Source organism: Flavobacterium sp. IB48 (assembly GCF_016405855.1).
GTDB classification, from domain to species: Bacteria; Bacteroidota; Bacteroidia; order Flavobacteriales; family Flavobacteriaceae; genus Flavobacterium; species Flavobacterium ginsengisoli.
Genome location: NZ_JAEFCA010000002.1, coordinates 810,226 through 828,889, shown reverse-complemented (window position 1 = coordinate 828,889; position 18,664 = coordinate 810,226). Strand labels below are relative to the sequence as shown.

18 protein-coding genes are annotated in these 18,664 nt (G+C 32.2%); 7 read left to right on the top strand and 11 right to left on the bottom strand.

Going from position 1 to position 18,664, the window contains the following annotated elements; genetic code table 11:
• The first annotated feature begins 1 nt into the window (after window position 1).
• From bglX to JC605_RS10610, 5 genes are all read left to right on the top strand, one after another.
• Window positions 2–2,302 carry a beta-glucosidase BglX gene (gene bglX, locus JC605_RS10630; RefSeq protein WP_198856146.1) on the top strand — a complete coding sequence of 767 codons (2,301 nt, stop codon included), beginning with the start codon at window positions 2–4 and terminating at the stop codon, window positions 2,300–2,302.
• Between the two features lie 92 nt (window positions 2,303–2,394).
• Window positions 2,395–3,168, top strand: a complete 774-nt coding sequence (locus tag JC605_RS10625) for a glycerophosphodiester phosphodiesterase family protein (protein ID WP_198856145.1) — start codon at window positions 2,395–2,397, stop codon at window positions 3,166–3,168.
• Window positions 3,169–3,199: 31 nt separating this feature from the next.
• Window positions 3,200–5,116 (top strand): discoidin domain-containing protein, encoded by a 1,917-nt coding sequence (locus tag JC605_RS10620; RefSeq protein ID WP_198856144.1) that lies wholly within the window; start codon window positions 3,200–3,202, stop codon window positions 5,114–5,116.
• Between the two features lie 164 nt (window positions 5,117–5,280).
• Window positions 5,281–6,672 carry a M20/M25/M40 family metallo-hydrolase gene (locus JC605_RS10615; protein WP_198856143.1) on the top strand — a complete coding sequence of 464 codons (1,392 nt, stop codon included), beginning with the start codon at window positions 5,281–5,283 and terminating at the stop codon, window positions 6,670–6,672.
• 8 nt (window positions 6,673–6,680) lie between these two features.
• Window positions 6,681–7,205 (top strand): PsbP-related protein, encoded by a 525-nt coding sequence (locus tag JC605_RS10610; RefSeq protein WP_198856142.1) that lies wholly within the window; start codon window positions 6,681–6,683, stop codon window positions 7,203–7,205.
• A gap of 81 nt (window positions 7,206–7,286) precedes the next feature.
• Here the strand turns inward: JC605_RS10610 and JC605_RS10605 are convergent, their stop codons facing one another.
• The 11 genes from JC605_RS10605 to prmA all read right to left on the bottom strand — a co-directional run bounded on the left by JC605_RS10605 (window position 7,287) and on the right by prmA (window position 15,016).
• Window positions 7,287–7,589 carry a hypothetical protein gene (locus JC605_RS10605; RefSeq protein ID WP_198856141.1) on the bottom strand — a complete coding sequence of 101 codons (303 nt, stop codon included), beginning with the start codon at window positions 7,587–7,589 and terminating at the stop codon, window positions 7,287–7,289.
• Between the two features lie 6 nt (window positions 7,590–7,595).
• Window positions 7,596–8,048, bottom strand: a complete 453-nt coding sequence (locus JC605_RS10600) for a hypothetical protein (protein ID WP_198856140.1) — start codon at window positions 8,046–8,048, stop codon at window positions 7,596–7,598.
• Between the two features lie 88 nt (window positions 8,049–8,136).
• Complete coding sequence (locus tag JC605_RS10595) at window positions 8,137–8,811, bottom strand: YiiX family permuted papain-like enzyme (protein WP_198856139.1); 675 nt, start codon at window positions 8,809–8,811, stop codon at window positions 8,137–8,139.
• Between the two features lie 99 nt (window positions 8,812–8,910).
• Window positions 8,911–9,816 (bottom strand): hypothetical protein, encoded by a 906-nt coding sequence (locus tag JC605_RS10590; protein ID WP_198856138.1) that lies wholly within the window; start codon window positions 9,814–9,816, stop codon window positions 8,911–8,913.
• Window positions 9,817–9,835: 19 nt separating this feature from the next.
• Window positions 9,836–10,654: a 3-deoxy-8-phosphooctulonate synthase gene (gene kdsA / locus JC605_RS10585; RefSeq protein WP_095927741.1), complete on the bottom strand. Its 819-nt coding sequence runs from the start codon at window positions 10,652–10,654 to the stop codon at window positions 9,836–9,838.
• Between the two features lie 230 nt (window positions 10,655–10,884).
• Complete coding sequence (locus JC605_RS10580; RefSeq protein WP_198856137.1) at window positions 10,885–11,226, bottom strand: hypothetical protein; 342 nt, start codon at window positions 11,224–11,226, stop codon at window positions 10,885–10,887.
• 141 nt (window positions 11,227–11,367) lie between these two features.
• The gene (locus JC605_RS10575) at window positions 11,368–11,820 is read right to left on the bottom strand and encodes a 2-dehydro-3-deoxyphosphooctonate aldolase (RefSeq protein WP_198856136.1); all 453 of its coding nucleotides are present in this window, start codon (window positions 11,818–11,820) and stop codon (window positions 11,368–11,370) included.
• Window positions 11,821–11,838: 18 nt separating this feature from the next.
• The gene (locus JC605_RS10570; protein WP_198856135.1) at window positions 11,839–12,525 is read right to left on the bottom strand and encodes a lysoplasmalogenase; all 687 of its coding nucleotides are present in this window, start codon (window positions 12,523–12,525) and stop codon (window positions 11,839–11,841) included.
• A gap of 8 nt (window positions 12,526–12,533) precedes the next feature.
• The gene (locus JC605_RS10565) at window positions 12,534–13,805 is read right to left on the bottom strand and encodes a sterol desaturase family protein (protein WP_198856134.1); all 1,272 of its coding nucleotides are present in this window, start codon (window positions 13,803–13,805) and stop codon (window positions 12,534–12,536) included.
• 65 nt (window positions 13,806–13,870) lie between these two features.
• Window positions 13,871–14,146 (bottom strand): ATP-dependent Clp protease adaptor ClpS, encoded by a 276-nt coding sequence (locus tag JC605_RS10560; RefSeq protein WP_198856133.1) that lies wholly within the window; start codon window positions 14,144–14,146, stop codon window positions 13,871–13,873.
• A gap of 36 nt (window positions 14,147–14,182) precedes the next feature.
• Window positions 14,183–15,016 (bottom strand): 50S ribosomal protein L11 methyltransferase, encoded by an 834-nt coding sequence (gene prmA / locus JC605_RS10555; RefSeq protein WP_008462980.1) that lies wholly within the window; start codon window positions 15,014–15,016, stop codon window positions 14,183–14,185.
• A 112-nt stretch (window positions 15,017–15,128) separates the two neighbouring features.
• Here prmA and JC605_RS10550 point away from each other — a divergent pair, with 112 nt between their 5' ends.
• Window positions 15,129–16,268 carry a hypothetical protein gene (locus tag JC605_RS10550; protein ID WP_198856132.1) on the top strand — a complete coding sequence of 380 codons (1,140 nt, stop codon included), beginning with the start codon at window positions 15,129–15,131 and terminating at the stop codon, window positions 16,266–16,268.
• Window positions 16,228–18,564: a hypothetical protein gene (locus tag JC605_RS10545; protein WP_198856131.1), complete on the top strand. Its 2,337-nt coding sequence runs from the start codon at window positions 16,228–16,230 to the stop codon at window positions 18,562–18,564. The genes JC605_RS10550 and JC605_RS10545 overlap by 41 nt, the downstream gene beginning before the upstream one ends.
• Window positions 18,565–18,664 lie beyond the last annotated feature (100 nt).

The following is an 18,664-nucleotide window of genomic DNA, read 5'->3' as shown; positions in this document are numbered from 1 at the left end:
AATGAAAAACAAATTAGTCTTACTTTTTTTAGGATGTGCTGTTTTGGGTTATGCTCAAAAAAAGCCAGCTAAAAATACAGTGAAAATTAAACCAAAGTCTGAATTTGTGGCGGAATTAATGTCAAAAATGACTTTAGACGAGAAATTGGGTCAGTTAAACTTGCCAACATCTGGTGATATTACCACTGGGCAGGCAAACAGCTCAAATGTGGCAAAAAATATTGCTGAAGGAAAAGTGGGCGGTTTGTTCAACATTAAATCAGTTCAAAAAATTAAAGAAGTACAGAAAATTGCGGTTGAAAAAAGCCGTTTAAAAATTCCGTTGCTTTTTGGTATGGACGTTATTCATGGTTACGAAACAACATTCCCAATTCCGTTAGGATTATCTTGTACTTGGGATATGGGCTTAATTGAAAGAAGTGCTCAAATCGCTGCAAAAGAAGCAAGCGCAGACGGTATCAACTGGACATTCTCTCCGATGGTTGACATTTCTCGTGACCCAAGATGGGGAAGAGTTTCTGAAGGTTCAGGAGAAGATCCATATTTAGGAAGCCAAATTGCAAAAGCAATGGTTAATGGTTACCAACAGCACGATCTTACTAAAAATAACTCAATCTTAGCTTGTGTTAAACACTTCGCATTATATGGTGCTCCAGAAGGCGGACGTGATTATAATACAGTTGATATGAGCCACATCAGAATGTTTAATGATTATTTCCCTCCTTACAAAGCTGCAGTTGATGCAGGTGTAGGTTCGGTTATGGCTTCTTTCAATGAAGTTGACGGAATTCCAGCAACAGGAAACAAATGGTTAATGACAGATGTTTTAAGAAAACAATGGGGTTTCAAAGGATTTGTAGTAACCGATTTTACAGGAATTCCTGAAATGATTCCTCACGGAATGGGTGATTTACAGCAAGTTTCTGCTTTAGCATTAAACGCTGGAGTTGAAATGGATATGGTTGGAGAAGGTTTCTTAGGAACTTTGAAAAAATCTTTAGATGAAGGAAAAGTAAAAATCGAAACAATAGATAATGCTGTAAAACTTATTTTAGAAGCAAAATATGATTTAGGTTTATTCCAAGATCCATACAAATATTGTGATGAAAAAAGAGCTAAAACTGAAATCTTTACAACAGATAGCAGAAAAGAAGCACGTGATATTGCAGCTCAATCTTTAGTTTTATTAAAAAACCAAAATCAGTTATTGCCTCTAAAAAAATCTGGAACAATTGGTTTAATCGGACCATTGGCAGATGCTAAAGAAAATATGCCAGGAACTTGGAGTGTGGCTACAAAAATGGAAAATGCTGTTTCATTATTGAGAGGTATCAAAGAAGTAGCTGGAACAGGAACTAAAGTTTTATACGCTAAAGGAAGCAATTTAGATTACGATGAAACTTTTGAAACTAATGCAACAATGTTCGGTAAAACTTTACACCGTGATGCTCGTACAAAAGAAGAATTATTAGCAGAAGCTTTAAAAGTTGCTGAACAATCTGATGTAATTGTTGCTGCTTTAGGAGAATCTGCAGAAATGAGTGGTGAATCTAGCAGCCGTACAAACTTAGAAATTCCACAAGCTCAAAAAGATTTATTAAACGCTTTATTAAAAACAGGAAAACCAGTTGTTTTGGTTTTATTTGACGGACGTCCGTTAGTAATTACTGACGAAGAAAAAACAGTTCCAGCAATTTTGAATGCTTGGTTTGCTGGTACAGAAGCTGGTTACGCTATTGCTGATGTTTTATTTGGAGATGTAAATCCTTCAGGAAAATTGACTTCAACTTTCCCAAGAAGTGTGGGACAATTACCAATTTACTACGCGCACAAAAATACAGGAAGACCACTTTCTAACACAGAAGGAAAATTTGAAAAATTCAGATCAAATTATATTGACGAAAGAAACGAGCCATTATTCCCATTCGGATTTGGTTTGAGCTATACCAATTTTGATTATTCAAACTTGAAGATTTCTTCTGATAAAATGGATTCTAACGGAAAATTGAAAGTAACTGTTGATGTAACAAACACTGGAAATTTTGACGGAAAAGAAACAGTTCAATTATACATTAGAGATTTAGTTGGTTCAGTAACAAGACCAGTTAGAGAATTGAAAGGTTTCCAAAAGATAGCACTTAAAAAAGGTGAAAAACAAACAGTAAGTTTTGAAATTACTGTTGAAGATTTAAAATTTTATAACTCTGATTTACAATTCGTAGCCGAGCCTGGGCAGTTTGATATTTTCGTTGGAGGAAATTCAAACGCTGATAAGAAAGTTAGTTTTGAGTTAACTAAATAGTTGGTTTATTTGATTAGTTAAAAGCCCTTCGTTTGGAGGGCTTTTTTTCTAAAATGAATAACCTTTTTTGTAATTTTTTAACTACGATTATTATGAATAAAATTAAAATATTTAGTGCAGTGTGTCTTATTGCTTTTTCATTTTGTAATGCACAAAAGAATGCAATTGTAGCGCATCGAGGTGCATGGAAAAAAAACAATCTTCCCGAAAACTCAATTGCATCTTTAAGACATGCGATTGATTTAAAATTGCCAGGTTCAGAATTTGATGTATGGAGAACTGCAGACGATTCGCTTGTTATTAATCACGACGCACATTACAACAAACTGCTTATTGAAGAAACGAATTATGCAGATTTGATAAAATTTAAACTTTCTAACGGAGAAAAACTTCCAACCCTTCACGAATATATTTCAGAAGGAATGCGTAATAATAAACACACTCTTTTAGTGTGCGAAATTAAACCTTCGGAAATTAGTAAAGAAAGAGGACAAAAAACTGCTGTAGCAGCTGTCGAAACCATTAAAAAACTAAAAGCCAATAAAAATACCTGCTACATCAGTTTTGATTATGATATTCTAAAGAAAATTAGAGAAATAGATTCTAAAACCTCTCTTCAATATTTAGAAGGAAATAAATCTCCAAAAGAAGTAAAAGCAGATAAAATTAATGGGGTTGACTATCACTATTCTGTTTTTCAAAAACACCCGGAATGGATACGGGAAGCTAAAGACAATAAGATTATCTTAAATGCTTGGACTGTTAATGACGCAAAAGATATGGATTGGATTATAGCTCATAAATTCAATTACATCACCACAAATGAACCTGAACTTTTAAAGGAAAGAAAGGAAGTTAAAAACTAATCTTCTAAAACTTTATTAAAGAAATCTAACCATGAAAAAGATATATAAACAACTTACGCCGATTTTGTTTTCGATGCTTTTCGGAAGCACTCTTTTGGCTCAAAATTCTGGTAAAACAGAATGGTTTGACCCTAGCAGACCCGCAACAACCTATTGTAATCCGATAAATATTGGATACAATTTTACGACTCATAACCACAACGGAATTCCAGAATCACGCCGTTCGAGCGCTGATCCTGTAATTATTACTTATAAAGGCGAATATTATTTATTTGCTACCAATCAGGCAGGTTTCTTTTGGAGTAAAGATATGTCAGACTGGAATTTTGTTTACGGAAGTTTTCAAAGACAGCCAGGCGACGACGACCAATGTGCTCCTGCAGCTTGGGTTGTAAACGATACATTATTTTATGTTGGTTCAACTTGGAAAAGAGATCATCCAATTTGGAAAACAGCTGATCCAAAATCAGGAAGATGGACACGCCATGTAGATAAAGCAATGCTTCCAACTTGGGATCCTGCCATTTTTCAGGACGATGATAAAAAAGTATACATGTACTATGGTTCAAGCGGAAAATTACCACTTGTTGGAGTAGAAGTTGATTATAATACTTGGCTTCCAAAAGGAAATCAGGCTGATTATGCAACATTATATAAAGCGACAGAAGTAGAAGATATTCAAAAACCTTACGGACAAATTAAAGAAGTTGCCATTTTAGATCCTTCAGCTCACGGATGGGAACGTTTTGGACCAAACAATGATATGGAACCTGCACCTTGGGGAAATTTTATCGAAGGAGCTTGGATGACGAAACATAACGGAAAATATTATATGCAATACGGAGCTCCTGCAACCGAGTTTAAAGGTTATGCAAATGGAGTTCATGTGGGAGATAATCCGTTAGGGCCGTTTGCATATCAGAAACACAATCCGATGTCATATAAACCAGGCGGATTTGTAATTGGAGCTGGACATGGAAACACTTTTGCCGATAATTATGGAAACTACTGGAATACTGGAACATGCAAAATTTCTATTAAAGATCGTTTTGAACGTCGTATAGATATGTTTCCCGCAGGATTTGATAAAGACGATGTAATGTATTCTATTACAGCTTATGGAGATTTTCCAATTGTATTGCCAACAAGCCAGCGTGATCAAACTAAAGGTGCTGCTTCAGGATGGATGTTACTTTCGTATAAAAAGCCAGTAACTGTTTCTTCTTCTGAGGAATGTATGGAAGTGGAAACCCATAGAATGGATAATGGAGGGAAAAAAGTATATGAGAAGTTCTGTTACGGACCAGAAAATCTAACAGATGAAAACATTCAAACCTATTGGTCGGCAAAAACTAATAATCCGGGAGAATGGCTTCAAATGGATTTAGGAAGACCAATGGAGATTAATGCACTTCAAATCAATTACGCTGATCATAAAGCGACACAGTTTAATAAAGCAATGGATATTTATTATCAATATAAAATATTCATGTCTGACGATGCTAAAAATTGGACTTTGGTAGTAGATAAATCTAAAAACGATAAAGATGCACCTCACGATTATGTAGAACTTACAAAACCGATCAAAGCGCGTTATATCAAAATGGAAAATATTCACAATGCATCTGGTTTATTTGCAATCTCTGATTTCAGAGTTTTTGGAAACGGATTGGCAGCAAAACCAAAATCGGTGGCTTCTTTCAAAGTAGATAGAAACAAAGCAGATTCTAGAAACGCTATGATTTCATGGAAAAAACAAGCAGATGCAATTGGTTATAATATTTATTATGGAATCGAACCAGATAAATTGTATAACAGCATTATGGTTTATGGTGACAATACGTATGATTTTAGAGGTTTGGATAAAGGCACAAAATATTATTTTACAATTGAGCCTTTTAATGAAAACGGAATTGGAACAAAAAATAAGATTATTGAAATAAAATAATCTTTATTTGCAAAATATGTAAAAGCTCTTATTACAGATTGAATAATTTGTAATAAGAGCTTTTTTTTGTTAAAAGATTAAAGAAAAGCGTTCAACTGTCAATAATTTTGTTCCTTTGTGAATGTGCCAAAAGCACTATAAACTCCAAAATTACTATCAAAACTATGAAAAAAACAATTCTTTTAACTGCATTAGTTTTAAGCGGATTGACATCTTTTGCACAGACAAATGATGAAAAAAACATCAAATTATTTTACAAAAAAGCTTTAACCGAGTCAAAATGCTACACATGGTTAGAATATTTATCTAACGATATTGGCGCTCGTTTGTCTGGATCTAAAGGAGCAGAACAAGCAGTTGAGTACACTAAAAGACAATTAGAAAGTTTAGGGCTTGACAAAGTTTATTTACAAGAAGTTATGGTTCCTCATTGGGTTAGAGGAGAAAAAGAAACAGCTTATATTCTTGATGGAAAAGTAAAAACTAATGTGCCAATTTGTGCATTGGGTGGTTCTGTTGCAACAGCAAAAACAGGTCTTACTGCAGAAATAATCGAGGTTCAAGGAATTAAAGAATTAAACGAACTTGGTGCAGATAAAGTGAAAGGAAAAATTGTGTTCTTTAACAGACCAATGAATCCTGAAAATATTGAAACTTTTACTTCTTATGGAGCTTGCGTTGACCAAAGATATGCAGGAGCAAAAGAAGCTGCAAAATTAGGAGCGGTAGGAAGTATTGTTCGTTCAATGAACTTGCGTTTGGATGATTTTCCTCATACAGGAACTCAAAGTTATGGAGATTTGCCAAAAGAGCAATATATTCCAACAGCGGCTATTAGTACAAACGCTGCAGAATTATTAAGTAAAACTTTAAAAAGAAATCCAGCTTTGAAATTTTATTTCAAACAATCTTGTGAAACTTTACCAGACGTATTATCTTATAACGTAATTGGAGAATTAACAGGAACTGTAAGTCCAGAAAATATTATGGTTGTTGGAGGACATTTAGATTCTTGGGATTTAGCAGATGGTTCTCACGATGATGGAGCAGGAGTAGTACAAAGTATGGAAGTGATTCGTATTTTGAAAAACTTAAACTATAAACCTAAAAATACAATTCGTGTTGTATTGTTTATGAACGAAGAAAACGGCGGAAAAGGTGGTGCTAAATACGAAGAAGTTTCAAAACAAAATAAAGAAAACCACATTTTTGCTTTAGAAAGTGATTCAGGAGGATTTTCACCAAGAGGGTTTTCAATTGAAGCTGATGATGCTAATTTGAAAAAAATTCAAGGTTATAAAGATCTTTTTGAACCTTATTTAGTGCACAGTTTTACAATTGGTCACGCAGGTTCAGATATTAGCCATTTGACTTCTCAAGCAATTGTAAAAGCAGGTTTAAAGCCAGATTCTCAGCGTTATTTCGATTATCATCACGCGGCAAACGATAAATTTGATGCAATCAATAAAAGAGAGCTTGAGCTTGGAGCAGCGACAATGACTACATTAATGTATTTATTAGACCAAAACGGAATCGAGACTAAAAAAGCTAACTAAGATTTATTTTGAAGCTGTTTTTAAATTTTATCACTATATTATTTGTAACATTCGTATTTGGACAGCATAAATCTGAAGATGCCTCTGGGAAATTATATATAAGCGAAAAAAAATATTCTGTATTATTTCCTTATAACTGGCATCTTCAACAATCAGATTCTTTGCAAAAGAAGTTTATGCTTTTAAGCGAAAAAAGTTCGGCAAATGATAATTTTATTGAAAATGTAAGTTTACGGATTTCTGATCTTGGATATTCAGGAGTTAAAGCAAAAACAGTAAAAAAGATAATTGATAAAAGATTCGGAGTAAGCAGCGAAATTATTTCTAATCGTAAGGTTGTAAAAAACGGTTTGCAGGGACAAGAAATTGTTTACAAGCAATTAATGAGTAATGGTGTTTTCGGTACTATTTTGCAATATTTTTTTATTAAAGATAGAGATTTATACATACTTACTTTTTGTAGTAAAAGTGAAGATTACTTGTCATATATGCCCGTTTTTCAATACATGTATGAGAATTTTGACATAAGATAAAATAGCATGTGTCTATCAAAAAAAAAGCAGCAATCAAGTATTGATTGCTGTTTTTTTTTTGATAATTAGTATCGATTGAGATTAAAGTTTCATTACAATCAAATAAAATAAAAAGAGGATAGGAATATTAGAAAGCAAGATTAAAATTTTGATTCCGATATCTTTTCGCTGATGAGGTAAATGGATAAACTTTTCCATCAAATGAAAAAACATTATAATATTAACTACAATAGCAGCTAAAGCAAATGGCCATGCAATAACCAAAACTATAGAGTTTGCATTTGAAACAATATAAAGAATAAACAGAATTGTGCTGATTATAAATGTACCAACAGCCAATTCAATAGATTGTTTTTCTTCAAAAGGGGTGTGAATTGTTTTCATGTGTTTTTAAATTTTAAAAGTTTGCTGAATAGTTTGAACAGGCATAAAAAGCATTTTTGAAAAATCGAGATAATGAAATGCATTTGCTTTTCTTCCTCTTTTAAATTGATGAATAAAATAGTTGATACGTTTCGGATAAAAAATAGTTCCAGTTGCTATTACCATAAACAGATACAAGCTTTTTTTTCCGTTACCAAGCAGATAATACTGCATGCCAATTTCTTCATAAACCGAAACGCCAGTATTAGTCAAAACATGGATAATGTCGTGATCTTCGAGTTTTTCCTGAATATCAAAATGGTTTTTGTAGAGAAAACTTCCCAAGCCAAATCCTAGACTTTCTTCGGGATAATCCATTAGAGTGTTTTTATCAATATTCCAAGGATCATTTTTCTTAAAGTATTTTTGATATGGTTTTTTAGAACATTCATATAGTTTTTCAATTAAATAATCTCTCATAGTGTAGGTTTAAAAGTTCTTTGAATTTCAAAGTAAATAGCTAAATAAAAAAGCTAGAGACGATAAAGCAATCTAGCTTTTTACAATATTAATAAGTGTCAATTATTGTTTTTAATATATTAGAATCTGCAAGGTCAGAAGGAGCAACGACTTTTTCTTCTAATGGAATATCATTGCCATAACGCTCTTTTAGTATTTTTTGAACTCTCGGATCTTGCAAATTAAAATCTTTCAACTCTCTAAGTTTAGACAATTCAATTCCGGCGGCATTTTTATAAATCTTCCAAATCAATTCAGAGCAATATATTCTGTTGTCAGTCCATTCAAAATAAGCATCATATTCTTTACCGTCAAATTGCTGGCTGTAATCTTTCATTTTTTGCAAAACTTCAGGTTTTAAAATGCTATCATCTTTTAGTCGTTTAACAACATATTTACTATCCTTTCCATGTTTAATCCAATCTTCTAGCGGAGTAAGTTTTACAGGCTGAACAGCTTCAAAAACAAACCATTTTCCATTAATGTCGTAAATAATTCCGCAGTGAGAAAATTTTGAGTTTGTAGCAATACGAACTGCTTCACATTGTTGAGATTCTGAAGTCTGAAAAATAAGATCTCCATCTTTAAACTTGCTTGTTATTGTTTTTTCTTCTTTATTTCCCGTAAACGGATTATTAGGAAAAACTTTTATTGCTACAAATAAGGCACAACCAAAGCTCAAGAAAAAAGTAATAATGGGAAATAGATATTTTTTGTTTTTCATAAAGTGTAGTTTAAAGTACTTTGAGTTGCAAAGTAAGTAATAAAAAAAATAGCTGCCAAATAAAATGACAGCTATTTTCTAAATATATTTTACGAAATATTAGATTCTAAATATACCTCCAACAGCAATAATTCGTTGAAAATAAGTAAAATGTTGAGACGCTTTATCTTCATTACTTGTTGTAGTTTTGATATCCGGCATGTTGATATAACCTCCTTTTAACTCTCCTTGAACATAAAAATGTTTGAAAAAAGTAATGTTAAGACCTGCTTTTGCAGAAACCCCATAACCAGAAACATGAAAATCATCATGACGTTCTTTACCTAAAATAGTAGTGTTGGTTTTTGGATATAAAACCCCGGCGCCAATACCTTCAGTTAAGTTAATCTGAACTTTATCAATATTTGGCAAACCAAACCATTCCGAGATATCATCAAATCTTGCAACTTCCGTATTAATGTAGTTTAAACCATCTGTATGTTCGTACATTAAAAAAGCTGGACCGTTTACATTTATTTCACCTTTGCCATAACCACCTTCTTTAGCTCCACCTTGAGACATATCTACAGGTGTGTTATTGTAAGTGCCATTGTAAATTGATGCAGGATCATCTGCAGGTAAATTGATGTTTCCAGTAACATTTGCAATTTGATTTTGTGCCATTACATATTTCATGTGGTCAACACCAATTGTAACACTGTAATGATCGCTAAAAAAGTAACCCAATCTCAAATTTGTCTGAGGAATTGTCATATTAGCAGGATTAATATAATCAACATGCCATCCTTTTGGTTTGTCATGAGCTGCCATATTTTCAACTGTAAAGTTGTAATCCTTGCCCCTAAAGTTTACATCAGATTTTGAGTAACTTTCTCTATTACCACCCCACATAACAAAGAATTTTCCTTTGTTGTGAGCAGCATATTTTTGTACTGGTATTTCTTCCTGAGCAAATGTGTTTAAAGAAACACAGATCAGTAAGAAAAATAAAATTTTTGTTTTCAAAGAACTTAAGTATTATAATTTAAAATGCGTTAACTGTTTTTCTGATGGCAACTAACTTATTCATTAGGCCTTCAAAATAGTCTAAATGAAGCATATTAGCACCATCACTTTTTGCGTTGGCAGGGTCAAAGTGTGTTTCTATAAAAATACCATCAACACCAACTGCAATACCTGCTTTTGCTACTGTTTCGATCATGTCAGGTCTTCCGCCTGTAACTCCAGCTGTCTGATTTGGCTGTTGTAAAGAATGTGTTACGTCTAGAACTGTAGAAGCATATTGCTGCATAGTAGGAATACCTCTAAAATCTACAATCATGTCTTGGTAGCCAAACATTGTACCGCGGTCAGTAACCATAACATTTTCATTATTACAGTCTAAAACTTTTTGAACAGCGTGTTTCATGCTTTCTGGACTCATAAATTGTCCTTTTTTCAAGTTTACTACTTTTCCAGTATTTGCAGCGGCAACAACAAGATCTGTCTGACGAACTAAGAATGCTGGAATCTGTAACACATCTACGTATTGAGCAGCCATATCAGCATCTTCGTTAGTATGAATATCTGTTACAGTTGGAACATGAAAAGTTTCTGAAACTTTTCTTAAGATTTTTAAGGCTTTTTCGTCTCCAATTCCAGAAAAACTGTCAATTCTAGAACGGTTTGCTTTTTTAAAAGATCCTTTAAATACATAAGGAATCTGTAGATTGTCGGTAATACCAACTAGTTTTTCAGCAATTCTAAGAGCCATTTCTTCTCCTTCAATAGCGCAAGGTCCCGCCAATAAAAAGAAATTCCCGCTATCAGTATGCTTAATTTGTGGAATATGTTGTAAGTTCATAAAATTATTTTTTTGCAATGCAAAGGTAGTTATGATTTATGAATAGCAGATGAAGATTTAAGATTATTTTAAGAAGTCGAATAACTGGCTACGAGCTTAGTAGAATTAATGAATTGCTAAAATTTCTTTAAAATGATTAAATGCTTTTTCCGAGGCAATATTAAAGCATGAAAATAAACTGATAGATGACATTTGTCATGTTCTGAAGTTTTACAGTTTAATATTGTTTTTTAGTTTTCATTAACACGTCTTTTTAATTTATTTTCTCTCCATCTTTTAATTAAAAATTGTATTGCGATAATCAAAATCAGAATAAAAAGAAAAAAGAAACAAGCCATTGCCATTCCGACAAGCGGCATTCCGCATCTGACAGGATTTGGTTCATATAGTTTCGCAAGATTATAATCGGCAATATTAAAAGCTACAAAAGAGAGTATAATTTGCAGAACAAAATTAATCCAAGAAATGATGCTGAATTTAAAAGAAGTGGGCTTATAGATTGAAAATGTTCCTAATATTATTTGGGATAATATTGGTAAAATAATAAGTATTAAAGGTAATATATTTAGCATTTTATAATCATAGATGAATACTTAAGAAAGAAATTAAAGAAAGAAATGTATTACAAATGTAAAAATTGTTCAGCAAAATCCAAATAATAGTACTGTTGCCGATTCTAAACGATCTTTGTTTAAAGAAGTGGAATGTAATCTTTAATTCTGCTTCAATCTCAACCCCATAGGAACCATCAAAATTCCTTTTTCATAAATATTTAAATAGAGCTTTACAGGTTTTTTCTGTCCTTCCCATTTCAATTCGTAAACATTTAAAAATCCAGCACCCATATTGCTTCTCTTAGTAGGAAATGGGCAGCAGGTCTCTAATCTGTGAAATGTTATTTTTTCTCCATTTGGACCAGCTAAAGCATTTAAGAAACGAACTTCGTTTAAAGCCTCGTTGTTTGTATTCTGAAAAAAGATATTAATTGGATAATCAGGATCATATCCGTATTTTTTGTCTTTAGCAAATTGTGTTATAGAAAAAGTATTATCCTTTTTCAAAATTAAATCAGGAGCATTATCATCGACATTCTTTAAAGTCGATTTTGTGCTCACGCAAGAAGAAGCGCTGATTAATAAAATAATTAAAAAAGCTATTTTTTTCATGGTTGAGGTTACGTATGGTTAAACTGTTTGCTCTACTGTTTTTGGGTTTAGTTTTAAAGTACCAACTACAATCAGATATTGTGCCAGAAGATAAGTCAACATAATAAAAAATGAGCTTTTAGGAATTGGAGCATAAAATTTATTTACGGCCAAAATACTATCTGAAATGATAAAGAAAATAGCACCTAAAAAAACAAGTTGATTGCCTGGTTTTTCCCAAACCAAAAATCCATTAAAAGCAAATAATAGCATAATTGAAATTATAGAAGCATAAATAGAAACTGGAATTTCAAGATCTCCTAAATGTGGCATTAGAACAGAAACCATTCCAATTAAATAAAATGCTATTAAGACGCTTCCGAATATAAAAAGTGGTTTGTTTTGCCTTTTTCTAATTCTTTTCTGTTTATTAAATAGAACACAATAAACAATGTGTGCTGTTAGAAAACATACTAGACCTAAGATAAAGTAAATCTCGCCCAAATCTGTAAAAAGCAAAATGACGTCTCCAAGCCAAGAAAGTACAAGCGCGGCCAATAAAATATTCTGAGTTGGAAATTTTCTATAAAAATAAGCTCCAAATCCTATAATTGGTATTAAAATGGGTTTGAGAAAGAGATCAAAACGCTCGTAGCCTGAAAGTAGTATAATTAGATAAACTATACTAAAGGCTAAATAAATTTTAAAAAAAGAAGAGTTTCTCATAATAGGGGTTATGAATTGATATATTGGTTTTGGTTGGTTTTAAAATCAAAATTGACAAAATAAAGTGTCATTAAAAATGATAAAAACAAGTAGGCAAAAATAATATAATTACTAATCGGAATTACACGATTTAAACCAAACCAATCACCATAATAACCAATAATACAGATTACAATTCCTAATCGGATTGCTTCCCACAAAAGTGCAAACCGATTTTTATCCATTAACTCTGTGTAACTATAAATGGTTACAAAAATAAAGAAGCCATAGATAAAAATATTTGGCAGGCCAATTTTGGCAATATTGTCAAATAAATAACTCACAAATAGCAAGGTTATTAAAACTTGTGCAACAGACCAGTATATTAATTTTTGAGAATTCTGGGTGCCATATTTTGCAAAATCAAAAACATTTTCAATTTTGTTTACAGGATATTTTTCTTCAAAATTTTCAGGACGCCAGCCTGTTGGTTTAAACCAAATGGTTAATTTATCTTTCCATTTTGGAGCGCGCCAAGCATCTTTTATTAATAAACTCAAATGCTGGAAATTTATTTTAATCGGATTCCATGTATTGGCAGGCCTTGTAATTCCAAAAACAGGAGGTACATCGTCTAATTCTTCTTGGAAAGTTCCAAAAATTTTGTCCCAAAAAATAAAAATCTGCGAATGGTTTTTGTCTAGATATTCTGGATTAATCGCATGATGCACCCGATGATGTGATGGCGTTACCAAAATATGCTCAATAAAACCCATTTTCTTGATGTGCTTTGTATGATACCAAAATTGTAAAAATAAATGAATTGGAAGCGTGATAGCAATAACAGAAGCTGGAACGCCAAGTAAAGCGGCGGGAATAAGCAAAAAAGTAAACAAATTGACTAAACTTGCAATGGGCTGACGAAGTGCACAAGCAAGATTAAATTCTTCGCTACTGTGATGAATAGCATGTTTGTTCCAAAGAAAATTAATCTGGTGCGCCAGGCGATGACTCCAATAACCATAAAAATCAATTACAAAAAAAGCTATGCAGTAGGAGAGAACATTTGCTTCTAAATGCTGTAATGCAATTTTAGAAACTAGCCATTCGTAGGAAAGAAAAGTTATACTAAGCCCCAAAACATCTTTAACCGAATTGGTAATGCCAGAACTTATGCTCGATACGCTATCTATTAATGGAGCAGTATCGTTCTTTTTGTAAATGCCGTATAGTTTTTCGATTACAATTAAAACTAAAAAAATCGGCATTGCGATAATTAATATTTTGCCATATTCTTCCATAAAAAAAGCATTCTATTTTATCCAAATATAGAATAAAATAGAATGCTTTTTAAATTATGGGTCAATTAAACAATTTCGGCGCTAAGCCCAGCTTCCAAAAGTTGTGTACATTGAGGTTTTAGTTTTTCTATCGGACCTGTTTTTACAGTGCATTTTCCGTTATAATGTACAATCAATGAGCATTGCTCTGCTTGTTCGGCTGTGTGGCTGCACACGCGCATAAGAGTATCAATTACGTGATCAAAAGTGTTTACATCATCATTATACACAATGATCTCGTTATTAAAAGCAACCGCTTCTTTTTCGCGAACTCTTTCTCTGACTTTTTCTTTAGTACTCATATTTTATGGTTTTTGTACTGAATTGATTATCAGTATCTAATTTACGTATTTTAAAGATACCCAGTTGTTTCTTTGAAGCTTTTTAACATAAGTTAAACCCTTTTCAACGCATGATGCATCGATAAATGGAATGTCTTCTTCATAAAAACCACTAAAAAGAATAATACCTTTTGGGTTCAAAGCATCAACATATGCCTGCATATCATTTAGCAAAATATTTCTGTTGATGTTAGCAATAATCAAATCGTATTTTTTGCCTGCTAATAATGCCGCATCGCCTTCATAAACGCTGATGTGTTTGCAATTATTGCGTTCCGCATTTTCAATTGAGTTTAAATAGCACCAATTGTCAATATCAATGGCATCAATTGGTTCAGCGCCTTTCATTTCGGCTAAAATCGCTAGAATCGCAGTTCCGCATCCCATATCAAGGGTTTTTAAGCCTTTCACATCCATTTCAAGTAAATGCTGAATCATCATGTGAGTAGTTTCATGATGTCCAGTTCCAAAACTCATTTTTGGCTCAATTACAATATCAAATTCAGCATCTGTTTTTTCATGAAAAGGAGCACGAACATGGCATTTTCCATCAACGTCAATTGGTTCAAAATTCTTTTCCCATTCTTCATTCCAGTTTACCTGATCGATTTCTTCAATTGTATATTCAATTTTAAACTCTTCAGATTGTAAAATGTAAATATCATCTAGAATATTCTCATCCCATAAATCTTTCTTCACAAAAGCAGAAATTCCGTTTTCTGTTTCTGTAAAACTTTCAAACGCTTTTTCGCCCAATTCAGCCACTAAAATTTCAGAACCTAACTCTTTTGGCTCAATTGTAAAATGATATCCTAAATATATATTCGACATAAATAAAAATTTTTGCAAAGGTAAGAATCCAAAGTAAAATTTATTCATAAATAAATCATATTCTTATAAATTTTAATGCTAATTTTGAATTAAATTTTGTAAGTTTTTTATTATGGTCAAAAATGTTGTTTTAGTGCTTTTATTGGTTGTTTTAAGCGCCGCAAGCTGCGAAAACGAACACGATGTTGTGAGATCTTTTTGTTATTGGAAGACCGATATGTATTTTCAAGAAGCAGAAGATTCTTTAGTAAAGAAAATGGATCTCCAGCATATGTATGTCCGTTTTTTTGATGTCGACTATAATCCGTATTCCAAAGAACCGCTGCCTGTTGCAACTATTTCGAATATTTCACTCAATAAAAGTAATATTGAGATTACGCCAAGTATTTTTATTACTAATGAGGTGGTTTTAAAATCGGATACAAAACAGTTGGATAGTCTTGCTGCTAGAATGGCACGCCGAATTGGTCAGATTGGAAAAAGGATGAATGACAGAAAAGCAGAAAGCAATGCTTATAATATCGTTTATCCAAAAGATTATTACAAGCAGAAAGACTTCAAAGCCTTAGATTACGATTCTGTAAAAAAAGCAGAATCGGCCAAATTAAAAGTTGATTTTAAAGAAATTCTGATTGATTGCGATTGGACCGAAAAATCACAGAAGAATTATTTCTATTTATTAAAACAAATTAAAAAACAATTTCCGTCGTCAAAACTTGTGGCAACTATAAGGCTTTGGCAATATAAATATGCTACAAAAGCTGGAATTCCGCCTGTAGACAGAGGATTGCTAATGTGCTACAACATTACAAAACCAGATGATTTTCAGACTAAAAACTCAATTGGAACTAGCGGAGAATTGGCGCAATACATAACTCATAGCGATTATAAACTCAAATTAGATATTGCATTGCCATTATACAGTTGGGCAGTTGCTTTTAGAGGAAATCAATTTAAAGGCATTTTGTCCGAATACGATCAATTGATAAAAGATACGATTAAAGTAAAGAAAACTTCAGATTCAAAATATGTTTTGCAAGATGATGTTTTAATAGGTCAGACTTATTTGAGAAACGGGGACGAAATTAGAATCGAAAAAATTTCAGACAATGAATTGGATAAAATGATTTCGATTGTTAAAAACAAAATTCAAATTGATAATGATACAAAAGTGACTTTTTTCTCTTTTGATAAAAAATACATAAACGATTATGGAACCGAAAATATCTCCAATTTTTATGCGTGCTTTTAACAGTTTACTTTTACTTTTAAGCGTTCAGTTTTCATTTGCCTGCGGATGGAGTGTTTCTCCAGAAACCAGCCGTTTAGCTTTGTTTAAGGCGCAACGTGAAGGATTCTTTAAGCTTACGCCGTTTTATTATTCGGCAGATAATTACTATGCGACCAATACTATTTCTAGTGTCGATCAGGAAAAGAATTGTTTAGAGTGGAAAAAGAAGTTAGGAAACAGTATTAATCCAAACGATGTTCATGTGATTTTGTATGAAACAGATTCTGAACAATTTCAAACGGCATTCGAAAACAAAACTTTGAAAAATGCATTCCCTAAAAATACTTTTGTAGAAGCTTTATTATTGTCTAAAAACAAAGCCTTTTTAAATTATATTCTGCTGGCTAAAAAACTAGAATATGGTAATGTAGAATATACAAAATGGGAGTCTTGGGATCAAGTTGACAGTAATTATAAGAATGATGATTTAGTAGATACTTTTGATTTTGAAAAGAAAATAAGATCGACTAAAGATTCATTTCTAAAACAGCGTTATGCTTTTTTAGCGTTGCGATATTATTTTTACGCCCAGCAAAAGCAAAATGTTATAGAATTATATAATACTTATTTTGTTTCTGAATCGAATACAATACTTAAACCTTGGGCATTGTATTATAATGCTTTATGTATTGATAATAAGCCTTTACAAAACTACCTATTGAGTAAAGTTTTTAATACTTGCGAAGAAAAATCGTTTGCCGTTTTGCAGCATTATAATTGGAAATTGACAGCAGAGACTTTAGCGTTAGCTCAAAACGATGAAGAACGAAGCGTTATTTTATCTATTGAAAGTCTTAGAAATCCAGCACCAGATTTAAAAGCGATTAAAGAAATTTATGAGTTAAGTCCAAATAGTTTGTTTTTAAGCTTTTTGATAGGACGAGAAGTAAATAAACTTGAAGATTGGATTTTTACACCTCAGTACACCAATGACGGAACACCATCTGTTGTTTTTAGCAGTACAGATTGGTATGAAAATTATGCCACAGCAAAAGAAGAAAATTTCAATAAAGATATTTTATACCTGAGAGAATTAGAGTATTATCTGATTTCGATTCGTGAACAGACTTCTGGCGAGCAGAAAGACTATATTACAACAGCAATTGCTCAATTATGTTTTATTGACGATCAGATTGACGAAGGAAAAAAATATACTGATTTGATTTCTGATAAAGCTAATGCTTCAATACAAATGCAAAAGAACATCCAATTGGCTTTGGTTTCATTAAAACAAGATGATTTAAAGAATGAAAATGTTCAGAATCAGCTTTATAAATACTTTGATTCAGTTGAAAATTTGGTAGAAACCGATCACGGATTATTTAAAAATTTATATAGTTTGTATCGAATTGCAAGTGATGATTTTCATAAAAAAGGAGATATTGTTGCTGCTGGTTTGCTTTCGATGAAATCGGATATTAAAAATGAAGGAGAATATTCGGCTTACAATAATCCATATTTTTTTAGTTATATAGGATATTTTGACCGCAATGCATCTGTAAAAGATATGGATCTTTTGATAGCTTTACAGGAGAAGTCCAATAAAACACCTTTTGAAAAATATATTTGTTCTGGAACAATTGCGCCAAATGTCAATTATTATAAAGATTTAAAAGGAACAATTGCTTTTAGAAATAATAATCTCGAATTGGCTTACGAGACTTTCGCAAGTATGCCTCAGGATTTTTGGGAAAAGAATTACGAGTATAAGAATTATTTAAACGAAAACCCTTTTACGCCTAAAATTCTTCAAAACGACAAAGAGCGTAAATTCGATTATCGTTTCAATAAAACCGATTTTATTGCGAAATTAATTCAGCTTAAAAAACAAAATACAGCAAGCAGCAATCTGCAATTGGCGCATGCTTATTTCAATGTTTCGTATTTAGGTAATTCCTGGATGATGACGGCCTACGATTGGAGTTCAGGCGGGTCATATACAGATTATGTTTACGGAGATAATACTGAAAACGAAAAGAAATATCAAAACGGTAATTATTACAATTTGAAAATGGCCAAAATGTATTACGAAAAGGCTCTAAAAATGTCTAAAAACAGTAACGAAAAGGCAATGGCTAGCTTGATGATTTTTGAATGTAATTATTACAATCACTATGCTGAGTTGATTACAGCTGAAGAAGAAGCTAAAAATCCGTTTAAAGCAGGGAAGGAACTGGTTAATTTTTATTCAATTTATAAAACAACACCAACGTTTAAAAAGTATAATTGTCCGTTACTATCATCATTTATAAATTAGTAAAATTGTTAATGCTTGATGAGGTTCAAATTATATAGAAATAAAAAAGCGATACTTTTAAGTATCGCTTTTGTTTTTTAAGCTACAGATTAAAGGATTA